Origin of the sequence: Duganella sp. CF458, from assembly GCF_900113115.1 — a bacterium.
GTDB lineage: Bacteria > Pseudomonadota > Gammaproteobacteria > Burkholderiales > Burkholderiaceae_D > Rugamonas.
The window spans coordinates 40,664-55,828 of the sequence record NZ_FOOF01000001.1 but is presented as its reverse complement, the minus strand read 5'-3'; the positions used below and the strand labels follow the sequence as shown (position 1 = coordinate 55,828).

The 15,165-nt window shown below is 61.0% G+C and carries 8 protein-coding genes; 5 read left to right on the top strand and 3 right to left on the bottom strand.

All coding sequences use genetic code 11. The features are described from left to right. Nucleotides 1–4: 4 nt before the first annotated feature. From BM269_RS00240 to BM269_RS00230, 3 genes are all read left to right on the top strand, one after another. Nucleotides 5–526, top strand: coding sequence for a GNAT family N-acetyltransferase (locus BM269_RS00240; RefSeq protein WP_090435549.1), 522 nt, complete (start codon nucleotides 5–7; stop codon nucleotides 524–526). Further along, entirely contained in the window at nucleotides 523–1,029 is a 507-nt protein-coding gene (locus BM269_RS00235; RefSeq protein WP_090434280.1) for a GNAT family N-acetyltransferase, read from the top strand. The genes BM269_RS00240 and BM269_RS00235 overlap by 4 nt, the downstream gene beginning before the upstream one ends. A gap of 104 nt (nucleotides 1,030–1,133) precedes the next feature. Next, entirely contained in the window at nucleotides 1,134–2,768 is a 1,635-nt protein-coding gene (locus BM269_RS00230; RefSeq protein WP_090434277.1) for a methyl-accepting chemotaxis protein, read from the top strand. On the opposite strand, the gene BM269_RS00225 is transcribed toward BM269_RS00230, so the two are convergent. Together BM269_RS00225 and BM269_RS00220 are read right to left on the bottom strand one after the other, a co-directional pair. Then, entirely contained in the window at nucleotides 2,765–5,899 is a 3,135-nt protein-coding gene (locus tag BM269_RS00225) for an alpha/beta hydrolase-fold protein (RefSeq protein ID WP_090434274.1), read from the bottom strand. The two genes, BM269_RS00230 and BM269_RS00225, sit on opposite strands and share 4 nt — an antisense overlap. Beyond that, nucleotides 5,899–7,722: a glycoside hydrolase family 13 protein gene (locus BM269_RS00220; protein ID WP_090434271.1), complete on the bottom strand. Its 1,824-nt coding sequence runs from the start codon at nucleotides 7,720–7,722 to the stop codon at nucleotides 5,899–5,901. The genes BM269_RS00225 and BM269_RS00220 overlap by 1 nt, the downstream gene beginning before the upstream one ends. 458 nt (nucleotides 7,723–8,180) lie before the next feature. Between BM269_RS00220 and BM269_RS00215 the strand changes: the two genes are divergently transcribed. Further along, nucleotides 8,181–10,769, top strand: a complete 2,589-nt coding sequence (locus BM269_RS00215; RefSeq protein WP_229204441.1) for a TonB-dependent receptor — start codon at nucleotides 8,181–8,183, stop codon at nucleotides 10,767–10,769. 49 nt (nucleotides 10,770–10,818) lie between these two features. On the opposite strand, the gene BM269_RS00210 is transcribed toward BM269_RS00215, so the two are convergent. Continuing rightward, complete coding sequence (locus BM269_RS00210; RefSeq protein ID WP_229204440.1) at nucleotides 10,819–12,639, bottom strand: M2 family metallopeptidase; 1,821 nt, start codon at nucleotides 12,637–12,639, stop codon at nucleotides 10,819–10,821. A 119-nt stretch (nucleotides 12,640–12,758) separates the two neighbouring features. On the opposite strand from BM269_RS00210, the gene BM269_RS00205 reads away from it, so the two are divergent. Then, on the top strand, nucleotides 12,759–15,065 hold the full coding sequence (locus tag BM269_RS00205; RefSeq protein WP_229204439.1) for a glycoside hydrolase family 31 protein: 2,307 nt from the start codon (nucleotides 12,759–12,761) through the stop codon (nucleotides 15,063–15,065). Nucleotides 15,066–15,165 lie beyond the last annotated feature (100 nt).

Here is a 15,165-nt window from a genome sequence, read left to right as displayed (position 1 = left end):
AGACTTGAAAGACATCGTCATCCGCCTGGCCACCGAGGCCGATTTCGACCCCATGTGGACGATTTTCCAGGAGCTGATCGCCAGCGGAGATACCTATTACTTCGCGGCCGAGACCAGCCGCGATGACTGCCATGCTTTCTGGTTCGGGCGCGGCATCAAAACCTGGGTCGCGGTGCTGAACACGGGCCGCCTGCTCGGCATGTATCGCTTGCTGCCCAACCAGCTTGACCGTGGTTCCCATGTGGCCAACGCGTCCTTCATGGTCAGCCCCGCCGCGCAAGGCGTGGGCATCGGCAAAATGCTGGGCCGTCATTGCCTGGAGCAGGCGCGGCGCGACGGTTTTCTCGCCATGCAGTTCAATTACGTTGTAAGCACCAATGTTTCTGCCGTGCTGCTGTGGAAGCGGCTCGGGTTTTCCGTCCTAGGCACGCTGCCGCGCGCCTATCGGCACAAGCAGCTCGGTTTTGTTGACGTGTATGTGATGTACAAGTTCCTGGCCGACCCTAACGATTGGCCGGAGCAATGATCGATACCAAACGACTGACCCTGCGTCCCGCAACTGTTGATGATGCTTCGTTTTACCTCCGACTGGTGAACGAGCCTTCCTTCCTTGAGAATATTGGCGACAAAGGCGTGCGCGACCTCGATGGTGCGCGTGCCGCCTTGCTGGCCGGTCCGATCGCCATGCAAGCCCAGTTGGGCTATTCCTTGTGGATGGTTGTCCGCAAAGAGGATGGCGCCGCTATCGGCATGTGCGGCTTGATCAAGCGCGACACCTTGCCGGATACCGATATAGGCTATGCCTACCTGCCCGCCTTTTGGGGACAGGGATATGCGTGGGAGGCAGCGTCGGCCGCGCTGGAGTATGGCCGCGATGTTGTTAAACTGCCGCGCTTGCTCGGCATCGTTTCGCCCGACAATGCCCCTTCTTCAGCACTACTGAAGAAACTCGGCATGCACTTTGTCGAGCGGTTCGCCACGGGGAAAACCGACCTTTATCGCATGGAGTTTCCCCCGCGCCACAACTAGGTTGTAGCGAAAACAGGTTTCTTGGCTTTTAGTACTTTAGGGCGCATGATGAAGATTGCAGTCCTGAAGGCTTAATGCGGCCTTTTACCTAGGGGAGAATAATCATGAACTTCGGCAATCTCAAGATCGGAGTGCGGCTGGCCTTGCTGGGCGCTTTCTTCATGCTGGCCTTGTTTACGGTCGGCTACCAGGGCTGGAGCGCCATCAGCTTTATCAAATCCAGCAACGCCCAAAGCATGCAGCGTTCGGTCGACCTGACCCAGGCTGTCGATACTGCTCGCGGTGCGCAGGTGGAATTCAAGATTCAGGTGCAGGAATGGAAAAACATCCTGGTGCGCGGTCACGATCCTGCGCAGCTCGAAAAATACTCCGCGGCTTTCGTCAAGAGCGGCCAGGCCACCAATGCGGAACTGCAGAAACTGTCAGGCATGCTGAGCAAGCTGAACCTGCAGACCACCCTGGATGACGAAGCGATCAAGATGCATGAGGAGTTGGGCAAGAGCTATATGGCCGCGCTCAAACAGTTTGATCCTGCCAACCCGGAAAGCTACAAGATTCTCGACAAGGCCGTTGCGGGCATGGACCGGGCGCCGACCAAGAAGATCGATGAGATTGTGGAGTTCATCGATTCCCAATCCAAGAAGAATGCGGCAGAAGCGGTGGCGACAGCGGAAGCGGCCAACCGCTCCGCTACCATTACGCTGATGGTGGTGCTGCTGGTCACCACCGCGGTCGGCGCTGCCATCGTGTGGTGGATCGTGAAGGGCATCACGCGTCCGCTGGACCAGGCGATTGATATCGCCAAGAACGTGGCAGCGGGTGACCTGAGTGTCGACGTGGATGTGCGGACCAAGGACGAGGTGGGTGAGCTGTTGGCGGCCTTGAAGCAAATGAGCGGCAATCTTTCGGATATCGTGAGCCGGGTGCGCACGGGCACGCAGACCATTGCCAGCGCGTCGAGCGAAGTGGCCACCGGCAGCATGGACCTGTCGACCCGTACCGAACAGCAGGCCAGCTCGCTGGAGGAAACGGCATCGTCGATGACGGAGCTGACCAGCACCGTACGGCAGAACAATGAGAACGCGACCCAGGCGCGCAAGCTGGCCGACGAAGCTTCCAATGTCGCCGTGCGCGGCGGCGCCACCGTATCGGAGGTGGTGCAGACCATGGGCGCGATCAACGAGTCCTCCCGCAAGATTGTCGACATCATCGGCGTGATCGATGGCATTGCGTTCCAGACCAATATCCTGGCGCTGAATGCGGCGGTGGAAGCTGCCCGGGCTGGTGAGCAGGGCCGTGGCTTTGCCGTGGTGGCAGGCGAGGTGCGCAACCTGGCGCATCGCTCCGCTGCTGCGGCCAAGGAGATCAAGGAGTTGATCGGCAATTCCGTCGAGCGCGTGGAAGAGGGCAGCCGCCTGGTGGGCGAAGCCGGCGTGACGATGGAGGAAGTGGTCAACAGCGTACGCCGCGTTACTTCGATCATCGGCGAGATCGCCATAGCAACCGGCGAGCAGCGCGATGGCATTGAGCAGATCAGCGATGCCATCACCCAGATGGACACCGTGACGCAGCAGAATGCAGCACTGGTGGAGGAGGCTGCGGCGGCTGCCGAGGCTTTGCAGCTGCAGGCGGCAAGCCTCGAGCAAGCTGTGTCGGTGTTCAAGGTGCGCGAACAGGCCGGCACCAGCTCGCGCATGCAACTGTCGGCAAGCCGCGGCCTGCGGGTCTTGCCGGCTTAAGGCGCTTCCTGTTGCGTGGCGCGGCCTGGTTTGCCGAAGAACCAGGCCAGCGCAACGTGCACGCGGCCGGCCCACGATTGCTCGTTATGGCGTCCCCCCTCGTCGAGCAGGAATAGCAGGTCGCGTCCCTCACGATAGCCGTTCTTCTTCAAAGCCCGGCGGAAAGCTTCGCTGTCCTCCTGGCCGTCATATACCGTTCCCACGTCGATGTAGAACCTGAGCGGCATTTTCTTTGGCGGATGCTTCACGTGTTCCTGGTTGTTCCACCAGAAGGAGCTGGAAACGCCGCCTGCCATCGAAAATATTTGCGGGTAGCGCTGGGCGATACCGATTGAAGCCAGGCCGCCCAGCGATGAACCCATCACGGCCGTGTGCCGGCGGCCAGGCTGGGTGCGGTATTGCCTGTCCACCCATGGCTTGACGGTTTTCGCCACGAAGTCGGCGTAGGCATTCAGCTTTCCCCCGCCGTGTTTTGGGTCGCAGCAGGGTGTGTATTCGGCGATGCGGTCGGTGGTGTTGTCGATGCCGACCACGATCACTTCTTCCATATCGCCCTGGTGCGCCAGCCGGTCCGCCACTTCGTCGATATTCCATTCGGTGCCGTAGCTGGCGGACTTGGCATCGAACAGATTCTGGCCGTCGTGCATATAGAGCACAGGGTAGCGGCGCTTGGTGTCGCTGCCGTAGCTTGGCGGCAGGTAGATGCGGAGCGTGCGTTCGTTACCTAGTTGGGGGGATTTGAACTTTTCCACCAGTTGCAATGTGCCGTGCATTGGCGGCTTGGCAGCCGCGGGGGCGGGCAGCAGGCGCGCGGCCTGCACCTCGGCGTGGTTGCGCGGGCCGCTGCTGCCGCCGGCATCCGCATAGCTGGCGTTGGCTTGCAGGCTGCTCATATTGTAGAAGGGCTGCAGTTCGAGCCGGTAGCTGCCTTGCTTTAGCGTGGCGTGCAGGGGCGTCGACCACGATGGGCCGTTGGCTGGGGTGTTGTGCGGCATCTGGATAATGCCTTCCGCCGCGATCGCGCCATGTTTGTCGCGCAGTCGAAGGAGCTGCACGGCGTTGGTGATGCCCAGGTTGATCTGGTGGGCGTGGTTGTTGTAGCGGAGTTGGACGTTGTAGAGGCCGTCTTTTGCGGCGGTCACGCTGTCTGCCGCGCCGTCTGCGGCTGCAGGGCAGAGTGGTTGCGAGTGATGGCTGCGCAAACCGGTGGCCGGGTACACCGCCTCCACGGCGTAGCAGGATGCCATTGTGGATGGCCAGTTGCCGGCAGCGACGTTGGCGCCAACGAGTTGTCCGTCGCGGTACACATTGAAGCGGACATCTTCCTGCGTCCCTGCGCCCGGGGCGATGTGAAGCACGGTTGCGCCGGTTGATGGCGTTCGCTGGACGACGGGTTCCGGCGGTGCAGTGGAGGCGGCTTCGGGGCCTGCGAAGGTGATCTGCTTGCGCCCGGGCACAAGGGTCCCCATTTCCACTTCAATCAGGTTATCGTCCGCCAGCTCGCTCCAGGCAACGGGGCTGCGTGCATCTTTGCCATTCAGCTTGCCGCCGACCGGCATGTAATACCCTTCGAGCGCGACGGCCGGTGGCAGCTTGATCCTGATCTGCAGGCGTTTGCCGTGCAAGACCAATCCGGACAGTTCGATCACATCGCTGCCTGCAAACCACTCGCGCCGCAGCCTGGAGGTGATGAACGGATTAACGTGCAGACGCTCGGTATCCACACCGATGCCAAACACCTGCTGTACCACCATGCCCAGGAAGCCTCCCACCGACCAAAGCTGCCGGCGCGAATTGATGGCCGGTGCGGACGGATCGCCGCCCTGCCACTCCATGTTCTCCATATTCGACAGATTGAGTGCCGCGCCCTGCAGCAAGCTGGCGTAGGCGGCATCCGCCACCGCCACGTTCCCGTACTGCGCTGCCGCCTTCAAACCATAAGCGGTAACGAAAGGCCACAAGGCACGGTTGTGATACACCGGAACGCCCGGCTGCTGCGGCCAGATCACCGGCGCGCCCAATGGGCCGTGAGGGTAGCGGGCCAGTATCGATTGCGCCTGCTCGGCGTCGGCCACGCCGGTGACGATGGCGAGCGACTGTCCAAGCCAGTCGAACTTGTGCATGGCGGCGCCGTCGAAGTGTCCTGCGGACAGGCTGCTGTACATGCCCGCTTCCTTCAGCCAAAGGCGATCGTTGATGGAGATCTTCAGGGCGGATGCCCAGCGCGCGTAACGCTGCGTGCCTTCGTTGTCGCCGGCCTGCTGCGATAGCTCGGCCGCCAGCGTCAGCGCCTTGTAATGGGCGACGTTTGTGGACAGCGACTTGGACGTGGCCATGCTGGACAGGTCGTTCGGAATCCACGCCGCATACGACTGTTCGCGCCAGTCGAGGAAGGATTGCTCGCCGTTGTATAGGCCGCTGGCGGCGTCATAAGCAGCGATGCGGTCGTTCTCGACGGTGTTGCGCAGCGCTTGCAGGGCGGTGGCGGCAAACTGCGCCCGTTCTTCGGCCGGCAGCGACTTCAGCGCCTGTTCCGCGCCGAAGGCCCAGCTTACGCGGTCGGTGCTGACCGGCCAGCTTCCGCCGCTGCCGGTGTCCTGCACGATCTGCAGGCCATCGTCGCTGCCCGCGGCCGACGCCGGCTTGCCATTGCGGTAGACGGAGAGCTTGAACAACAGGGAATTGCGCGCGCGTTGCGGGTCGAGCATGGCCAGCCCGAGGTTGGCGGCATAGGACAGGTCGCGCGTCCAAACGTAATGCCATTTCTCGCCGGTTTCGAAGCACTCGCATGCTATCGGCTGCCCGCTGTTGTAGCTGCCGTCACGGATGGCTTGCACCGAATCCTGCTTCATCTCCGTGACTGCCAGCGCGAACAGGGCGTCGAAGGCCAGGCTGCCGCTGCGGACCTTGGGTTGGCCGGCCTGTTCGCTGAAGGTGATTGTTTGCGGCGCGTTGTCGCGCAGAGGCATCGTCGTGGACTGCGTGTAGCTGCGCAGCGTCGCTTGCGGGTCCGGCGTCGCGAAGCGCGCCTTGTAGGAGCCGAACGGCAGTTCGACGCTGGTATTTGCCAACGCGCCTGCGCTCACGAAGACGGCGCCGATGGCCGCCGCCAGCATCGCGCGGCCCGGCATTACTGGATCTCCATCACTAGCACTGCGCGGGCGGGAAGCGTGAATTTGCCCGTGAGCGGGACTTTCTGGCCGGTGATCACGTCCGTGCCGGCGCGAACGCCAGCCAGCATTTCACGGAAGCGGTGCGCATCGAGGGTGATGTCCTTGGCATTCTTGTTCAGCGCAACCATGACTTTCTGCTTGCCGTCATAGCGGAAGTACACATAGGTATCCTGTTCCGGGCCATATTGCATCATCTTCCCATGCTGCACCGCGCTGGAAGTCTTGCGCCAGTTGGCCAGCTTCTTCACGAAGGCTTGCATATCGCGCTGCCCGGCGCTCAGGCCTTCGCCAGTGAAGGCGTTCACTTTATCACCCGCCCAGCCGCCGGGCATGTCGTGGCGGTAGGATGGGTCGTCACGTCCTTTCACGGTGCTTGGCATCAGGATCTCGGTCCCGTAATAGAACTGTGGGATGCGCGGAACGGTGAGCGTGAAAGCCAATGCCATGCGCAGCAGGGCCGGGTCGCTGTTCACCATGCTGAAGCTGCGCGACAAGTCGTGATTGCCTTCGAACAGTACCAGGTTGGACGGATTGGGGTAGAGGTAATCCTGCGCCAGCGTCTCATAGACATCGTACAGGCGGTAAGTGCCGTCGGTATCGCCCAGCGCCTTGCGCAGCACGTCGTTGAGGGGGAAGTCCATCATGCTTGGCGCGTTCAGCGCCTGCCAGCGCGCCACGATAGGAATCCGCGTGCTCCATTCCTCGCCCACCATGTTCAGCCGTGGGTATTCCGCCAGCAGCCGTTTCGACCATTCGGTCAGGAATGCGGTATCGGAATAGCCGTAGGTATCGACGCGCAGGCCGGACAGTCCGGCATACTCGATCCACCAGATATTGTTCTGGATAAGATAGTTCGCCACATAGGGATTGGTCTGGTTCATGTCCGGCATATGCGGCCCGAACCAGCCCTGGGTGAAGTTGCGCGCATCCTCCTTGCTGCCATATGGATCGATGTTGGCGACGCGGTGGTGGGCAGTCGGTGTGTACTTGCCGTCGTAGCTGAGCCAGTCCTGCATCGGCATGTCCTTCATCCACCAGTGACGGCTGCCGATGTGGCTCAGCACCACGTCCTGGATCACCCCGATCCCGCGCGAACGCGCCTGCCCCACAAAGGCGCGATAGTCCTCGTTGCTGCCATAGCGGGCGTCGATCTTGTAGTGGTCGGTCGCCGCGTAGCCATGGTAGGAGTGCATATCCTGGTTGTTCTCAACAAGGGGCGTTGGCCAGACCTGCGTGAAGCCCATGTCCTTTATATAGTCCAGGTGCGCCGCCATGCCGGCCAGGTCGCCGCCGTGACGGCCGTTGCCCTCGGCGCGATTGGCCTTGTCCGGCATGCCGGCCACGTTGTCGTTGGCTGGATTGCCGTTGGCGAAGCGGTCGGGCATGACCTGGTAAATCGCGTCGGAAGTATTGAAGCCTTGCCGCTGCGCCGAACCCGCGTCGCGCGCCAGCAACCGGTAGCTGTATGTAAGGCCTTGCTTGCCCGGTGCGGTGAAGCGGATGTCGAAGTGTCCCGGCGCCACGTCCGGCGCCAGCACCAGGTCGATGAACAGGTAATTGCGGTTGGCCACCCGGCTCACGCTCCCGATCTGCACACCTGGGTAGTGAATGGACGGTTCCAGCTCCGCCACGTTTGGCGCATTCACCATCAGTTGCAGCTTGGGGTTCTGCATGCCAGCCCACCAGAACGGCGGTTCCATATGCTGGACGGTTGGCTGGGCTGCGTAAGCGGCTTGCAGCAGGGCGATGCCAAGCAGGGCGGCGCAGGCGGTCTTCTTCATCTGTTCTCCGGTGGGACGTCTTATGGGCCCGACAATACACCGAAATTCAATGTAGTTCTACTACACCTACATTTGTCTAAATTTGTAGCCGAAATACAACGTGACCGTCGCAATTCACAGAGAGAGCCCGCCGGGAAAGGCAGAAATACATGGTGATGATGATGGTCATTCATTGACATCAAATCTAGTTTTAGTACAGAATCCGCTTCAGAGCGTCCGTAAGAGCGTTCGCTTTCCAAGGATTCCCGTGTAGTCGAAATAAACCGGTCTGTGTAGGTTGCGGGAAAGAATGTTTAATGAGTGAGGGGACTTTGATGACTATCTTCGCCAACAAGCGAGGCAATACCGCTTTCCGACTGAGTCCGGTTGCGGCTGGGTGTGCAGTATTTGTATCCGCATTCGCGGGCTCTGCGTACGCGCAGACCGCAACCACCACCGGCCAGGCAGCTGACGCGCCGATGCAAACTGTGACCGTGTCCGGCATTCGCCGCGGTATTGAAGACGCGATCTCCGTCAAGAAAAACGCCACTTCCATCGTCGAGGCTATCTCCGCGGAAGACATCGGCAAGCTGCCGGATACCTCCATCGCCGAGTCCATCGCCCGCCTGCCAGGCTTGGCCGCACAACGTGTTGCCGGCCGCGCGCAAAACATTTCCGTACGCGGTCTCTCGCCGGACTTCGCTACCACCCTGCTGAACGGCCGCGAGCAAGTCTCGACCGGCGACAATCGCAGTGTGGAATTCGACCAGTACCCGTCCGAACTGATCGGCGCGGTCACCATTTACAAGACCCCTGACGCAGGCATGGTCGGCCAGGGCCTGTCCGGTACCCTGGACCTGCAGACCGTGCGTCCGCTGGCTTTCGGCGGCCGTACCGTGTCGCTGAACGCCCGCATGGAAAAGAATTCGCTGGGCAGCATCGCCGATACCGATTCGCGCGGCGGCCGCTTCAGCGCCACTTACATCGACCAGTTCGCAAACCGCACCATCGGTGTGGCGATCGGCTTTGCCCACCTGGATTCGCCGGTGCTGGCCCGCGAGACCGGGCTGTACGAGCCATGGAAGAATGAATCCCGCCCAGGCGTGCCTGCCGGTACCATGGTCACCGACGGTATCAAGTCCCTGGCGCGCAGCGGCTACAACAAGCGCGATGGCCTGATGGGCGTGCTGCAATACCGTCCGAGCAAGAACTTCACCTCGATGATCGACGTGTACGCGTCGCGCTTCAAGCATGAAGACACCGCCAACCAATTCGAAGTGCATGTTGGCGGCTATAACGGCAACAACACCCCTGGCCTGAATTTCGAGAACGTCACCACCAACAACGGTTCGTTCGCCACCGGCACCGCGACCGGCGTGTACCCGCTGGTGCGCGGCATGTACGACAAGCGCAAGGATGATATCCGCGCCATCGGCTGGAACAACGAATGGAAGATGGATGGCTGGTCGCTGGTGGCTGACCTGAGCCGCTCCACCGCCAAGCGCGATGAACTGAGCCTGGAAAACAACCTGCAGATCAGCGATGTAGCCGGCAATCCATACCTGGATTCCGTCGCCCTGTCATTGGGTACCGGCGGCTTCCCGACCATGAACCCGGGCCGCGATTACAGCAACCCGGCCAACCTGTACGTGCGCAACACCATCTACGGTTCCGGCTACGGCAAGACCCCGCACGTGGAAGATGAGCTGAACGGCTTCAAGCTGGCTGCGAATATCCAGTCGTCCGGCGCCCTGGAGAAGTACTTCTCGAGCTTCGATTTCGGCGTCCACTATTCCGACCGCAGCAAGGAGAAGCACCAGCCGGAAGGCGACATCAAGCTGGCCGGCGCCGCGTCGACGATTTCGTCGGACCTGCTGTACGCACCGGTTGACCTGGGCTTCGCGGGCGTAGGCACCATCCCTTCGTGGAACGTGCCAGGCGTTGTGGCCAAGTACATGACTTTCGCACCGAGCGAAGACAAGAGCTTCCTGATCGCCAAAGCTTGGACCGTGAAGGAGAAAATCACCACGACCTTCGCCAAGGCCAATATCGAGCACGAACTGGGTGATGTCAGCCTGCGCGGCAACTTCGGCGTGCAGGTGCAGCGTACCGACCAGTCCTCCGATGCCAAATACTGGGACGGCACCGCCCCAGCCGGCCAGGAAGTCAAGCCTGTCCATGACGGCAAGACCTACACCGACGTGTTGCCTAGCATGAACCTGGCGTTCCAACTGCCGAACGACCACACCGTGCGCATGGCCCTGGCCAAGCAGATCGCCCGCCCACGCGTTGACCAACTGCGTTCCGCGCTGGATTTCAACGTCGGCACCAACGACTTCAAACCAAGCGGCAGCGGCGGCAACGCCCAGCTGGACCCATGGCGCGCCAAGGCATTCGACTTGTCGTATGAAAAATACTTCGGCAAGAAAGCCTACGCGGCGCTGGCCTTCTACTACAAGAAGCTGGATACCTACATCTTCACCGAGACCCGCACCCGCGACTTCTCGGAGCAGATTCCAGGCACCAACGCGATTACCCCGTTCGGCAACTACACCGCTCCTTACAACGGCAAGGGCGGCAATATGAAAGGCCTGGAGCTGACCGCTTCGCTGCCGCTGAACATGGTGACCCCGGTACTGGACGGCTTCGGCCTGAGCGGCAGCTATTCGTACAACGACAGCGCCATCGTCATCAAGGAACCTAGCGCCAACCTGGGCCAGACCATCATGCTGCCGGGCCTGTCGAAGCACACCAGCAACCTGACCGTGTACTACGAGAAGGCCGGCTTCGAAACCCGCCTGAGCCAGCGCAAGCGTTCGGACTTCGTGGGTGAGATCGGCAACTTCGCCGGTGAGCGTTCGCTGCGCTACGTGGTTGGCGAGAACATCCTGGACTTCCAGGTTGGCTACACCTTCAACGAAGGCATGTTCAAGGGCGTAGGCCTGGTACTGCAGGTGAACAACCTGCGTGACGCGGCTTACGAGACCTACAACGGCAACCGTAACCAGCAACTGGAATACCAGAAGTATGGCCGCACCTTCCTGCTGGGCGCGAACTACAAGTTCTAAGCGTTCAGGTGCAAAAAAAATCGGGGGCCGCGGCCCCCGATTTTTGTATTTACTTAGCCTTCGCGGCCAGTTGCTTGTTTTGTTCGTCCAGCCAGACTTTCAGCGGGGCGAAGTAGTCGAGCAGGGCCTGGCCGTCGATACGCTCTTCGCCGGTAGCGGCTTTCAAAGCTTCAGGCCATGGCTTGGAAGTACCCATCTCCAGCATGGTCCACAGCTTCTTGCCGGCTTTTTCGCTGCCGTAGATCGAGCACTGGTGCAGCGGGCCGGTGTAGCCGGCTTCCTTGCACAGGGCGCGATGGAACTGGAACTGCAGCAGGTGAGCCAGGAAGTAGCGGGCGTAAGGCACGTCGGCAGCAACGTGGTACTTGGCGCCGGCGTCGAAGCCGTCAGCCAGCATCGGCAGCGGACGCTTCACGCCCATGTACTGCTCGCGCAACTGCCACCAGCTCTTGTCGTAGTCGGCAGGCTTGGTCTTGCCGCTGTAGACGTCCCAGCGCCATTTGTCGACCGAGTAGCCGAACGGCAGGAAGGCAACCTTGGCCAGGGCACGCTTCAGCAGCACGCCGATATCGGCGTTCGGGTCCGGGTTCTCGTTCATCAGGCCGACCTTCTTCAGGTAGCTCGGGGTGATGGACAGCGCAATGGTATCGCCGATCGCTTCGTGGAAGCCGTCGTTGGCGCCGGTGCGGAACAGGTTGGATTGGTTCTTGTAAGCCAGGTCGTAATAGATATGTCCCAGCTCATGGTGGATGACGGCAAATTCTTCTTCGGTCGGACGGATGCACATCTTGATGCGGACGTCGTCCTTGCCATCGAGCTGCCATGCGGAGGCGTGGCAGACCACGTCGCGGTCACGCGGTTTTTCCAGCAGCGAACGCTGGTAGAAGGTTTCCGGCAGCTTAGGCATGCCCAGCGAAGTGTAGAAACGCTCGCCATATTGCACCATCTCTTTGGCGCTGGTCTTGCGCTCTTCCAGCACCTTGCTCAGGTCGAACTTGGACGCGCCGGTGGCAGGCATCAGCAGCGGGTAGATGTTCTCCCAGCTCTGGCTCCACATATTGCCGAACAGGTGGGCCGGGATCGGGCCGGTCATCGGCACCTGGTCCGGGCCGTAGGTTTCGCGCAGCTTGTAGCGGGTGTAGGTGTGCAGCGAATCGTACAGCGGCTTCACTTGCTGCCAGATGCGTTCCATCTCGGCCGAGAATTCCTCCGGCTTCATGTCGTAGCCCGAGCGCCACAGCGCGCCGGTATCGGCATAGCCCATCTCGCGCGCGCCCTTGTTGGACAGCTCAACGTAGTCGGTGTACAGCTTTTTGTAGGAAGGCGACTGCATGTGCCAGCCGTTCCAGGCGTCCAGCAGGACTTTAGGGTCGCGGTTGTTGGCCAGCGTTTTTTCCAGTTCACCCAGCGGCATGCATTGGCGGCCGTCGGTCGGGCAGTACTTGGCTTTGCCATAGGCGCCATTCAGCTTGGCGTTGGCGTCGGCGTAAGCCTGGCGCTCCTTCGGATCCGGCAGCATCAGCGTCAGTTGCAGCAGCTTGATCTTGCGAGCCTCGTCGTCCGGCAGTTGTACACCGTTAAAGCGGCGCGCTTCCAGCGCGGCCTGGCCAGAGGCATCCAGTTGCAATTCGCCGAAGTAGGCGGTCAGCGCTTCGGTGTCGTCGGTAATGAAGTTCTGCGCCACCCAGGCGGCTTTGTTGCCCTCGTTACCCAGCTTGTCGAACTTTGCTTCGGTCTGGGCGATGAACTTCTTCGCTTCGGCAGGGGTGCCTTTGCCTTTTTTCTGTGCCGGCGCGGCGTGGGCGAAACCCGCTGCCAGTGCCAGGCCCAGGGCCAGAACCATCGGTTTTTTCATAATCGTTTTATTCAATTCAATCTCCTCTCAGATAAAACTGCCCGCTAATATATCACTCCATGAAACTAATTAAATTTGCAATATTGGCCCTTATTAGCCAAGCCGCCATGGCGCAGAACGCGGATCGCCATTTCTTGTCTGCCGCGAAAAACGGCAATGCCCTGGAAATCGGCACAAACGACGGCACCTACATCATCAAGGCGTATTCCGCGGCGGTAGTGGAAACCACCTTCATTCCAAAGGGAGAAGTGGCCGATACGGTGTCGCACGCGGTGGTATTGCCGCCTGCTGTCGTGGCCAGCACCTTGCGCGAGGAGGGCGGGGTGCTGGAATTGGCCACCCAGGGCATCACCGTGCGCGTCGAGAAGCAGCCATTCCGCATCAGCTATTTGTATAAGGGACAGCCATTGGTGGCCGAAAAGCGCGGCTATCGCCGTGAGGGCAGCATGGAAACGATCGAGTTCGCGCTGGATGGCGACGAAGCCCTGTACGGCGCCGGCGCCCGTGCGACCGGCATGAACCGCCGCGGCAACCGCTTCCAGCTGTATAACCGCGCCCATTACGGCTATGAAGCGCGTTCGCAGTTGCTGAATTTCACCATCCCGATGGCGCTGTCGTCGAAGAAGTACGCCATCCACTTTGATAACCCGCAGATTGGCTACCTCGATTTCGACAGCAGGAAAGACGGCACGCTATCGTACGAAACGATTGGCGGCCGCAAGACTTACCAGGTGATCGCCGGCGAGCAGTGGGAAGACGTGGTGGCCAACTACACCAGCCTGACCGGCCGCCAGCCACTGCCTCCGCGCTGGGCCTTCGGTAATTTCGCCAGCCGCTTCGGTTACCACACGGAGGCCGAAACCCGCGCCGTGGTCGACAAGTTCATCGCCGACAAGATCCCGGTCGATGCCGTGGTGCTGGACCTGTACTGGTTCGGCAAGACCGTCAAAGGCACCATGGGCAACCTGGCCTGGGACAAGGAGAGCTTTCCCAATCCGAAAGGCATGATGGCCGACCTGGCGGCGAAGGGCGTGAAAACCGTCGTCATCACCGAACCTTTCGTGCTCACCACCTCCAGTCGCTGGCAGGAAGCGGTGCAAAAGAACGTACTGGCTACCGATGCCGCCGGGGCGCCGTTCAAGTATGACTTCTACTTTGGTAACACCGGCCTGGTTGACCTGTACCGCCCTGAAGGGCGTGACTGGTTCTGGAATATCTACAAGGAGCTGAAGGAAGGCGGCGTGGCTGGCTGGTGGGGTGACCTCGGCGAGCCGGAAGTGCATCCGTCCGCTCTGCGCCATGGCAGCAACGGCCAGCTTGGCGCCGACCAGGTCCACAATATCTATGGCCACGATTGGGCGCGCCTGATTGCGGAAGGCTACAGGAAAGACTTCCCGAACGAGCGTCCTTTCATCCTGATGCGTGCCGGGTATTCGGGCTCGCAGCGATTCGGCATGATCCCCTGGTCGGGCGACGTGCAGCGCAGTTGGGGCGGCCTGCAGTCGCAAATGGAAATCGCGCTGCAGATGGGCATGCAGGGCCTGGCTTATATGCACTCCGACCTGGGCGGCTTTGCCTCGCCGATGCTGGACGATGAACTGTATGTGCGCTGGCTGCAGTACGGCGTGTTCCAGCCGGTGTTCCGTCCGCACGCGCAGGAGGAAGTGCCGGCCGAGCCGGTGTTCCGCGCCGATCGCACCAAATCGCTGGCGCGCGACGCGATCCGCCTGCGCTACGCCATGCTTCCGTATAACTACAGCGCGGCCTTCGACAACAGCCAGACCGGCTTGCCGCTGATGCGCCCGATCATGTTCGAGGGCGGCGACAACGGCGTGGCAGCGACCTACCTGTGGGGCAGGGACTTCCTGGTGGCGCCGGTCACCGATCCTGGCGCGCAGCGCAAGGAAGTGAATTTCCCGGCATCGGCCAAGGTCTGGTTCGACTTCTACAGCGGCGCCGTGCACAAGGGCGGCATCAACGAGGTGGTACCGGTGGTCGCCGAGCATATTCCAGTCTTCGTGCGCGCAGGCGCCTTGGTGCCGCTCGCTAAGGTGGTGCAGACCACCCGCGATTACGACACCAGGCAGGTCGAGTTGAATTACTACTACGACGCCAGCGCAGGTGCGACCAGCGGCAAGCTGTACGACGACGACGGCGCAACCGCCAATGCTTACGAGCAGGGCAAATACGAGACCGCCCATTTCGCTGGTGCCGCCTCGGCATCGAAATTCGAGATCGGAATCGAGACGGAGGTTGGCAAGGCCTGGCAGCCGGTGGCGCGCGCTTACACGGTCAAGGTGCACAATGTGGCCAACCGCCCACGCAATGTAAAGCTGGACGGCAAGGCCGTGGCCTCCCGTTGGGATGCCCGTTCCCGCATCTTGGAGCTGGCGCTGCCAGCGCGTAGTGCAATGAAGGCAAAACTGGTGGTAAATCTGTAGCCTGACTACAAAATCGTCGCGAAATGGCGATTTTAAGGGCTGTCTTTGCATTGACAGCCCTAATTCTCCATGTTATTTTGCTACAAAATTAATCGGGGAC

What these genes read in the sequence shown, in the direction of transcription:
- BM269_RS00235 (WP_090434280.1), top strand. Translation starts at nt 523, where the DNA reads ATGATCGATACCAAACGACTGACCCTGCGTCCCGCAACTGTTGATGAT.
- BM269_RS00230 (WP_090434277.1), top strand. Translation starts at nt 1,134, where the DNA reads ATGAACTTCGGCAATCTCAAGATCGGAGTGCGGCTGGCCTTGCTGGGC.
- BM269_RS00225 (WP_090434274.1), bottom strand. Translation starts at nt 5,899, where the DNA reads ATGCCGGGCCGCGCGATGCTGGCGGCGGCCATCGGCGCCGTCTTCGTG.
- BM269_RS00220 (WP_090434271.1), bottom strand. Translation starts at nt 7,722, where the DNA reads ATGAAGAAGACCGCCTGCGCCGCCCTGCTTGGCATCGCCCTGCTGCAA.
- BM269_RS00215 (WP_229204441.1), top strand. Translation starts at nt 8,181, where the DNA reads ATGCAAACTGTGACCGTGTCCGGCATTCGCCGCGGTATTGAAGACGCG.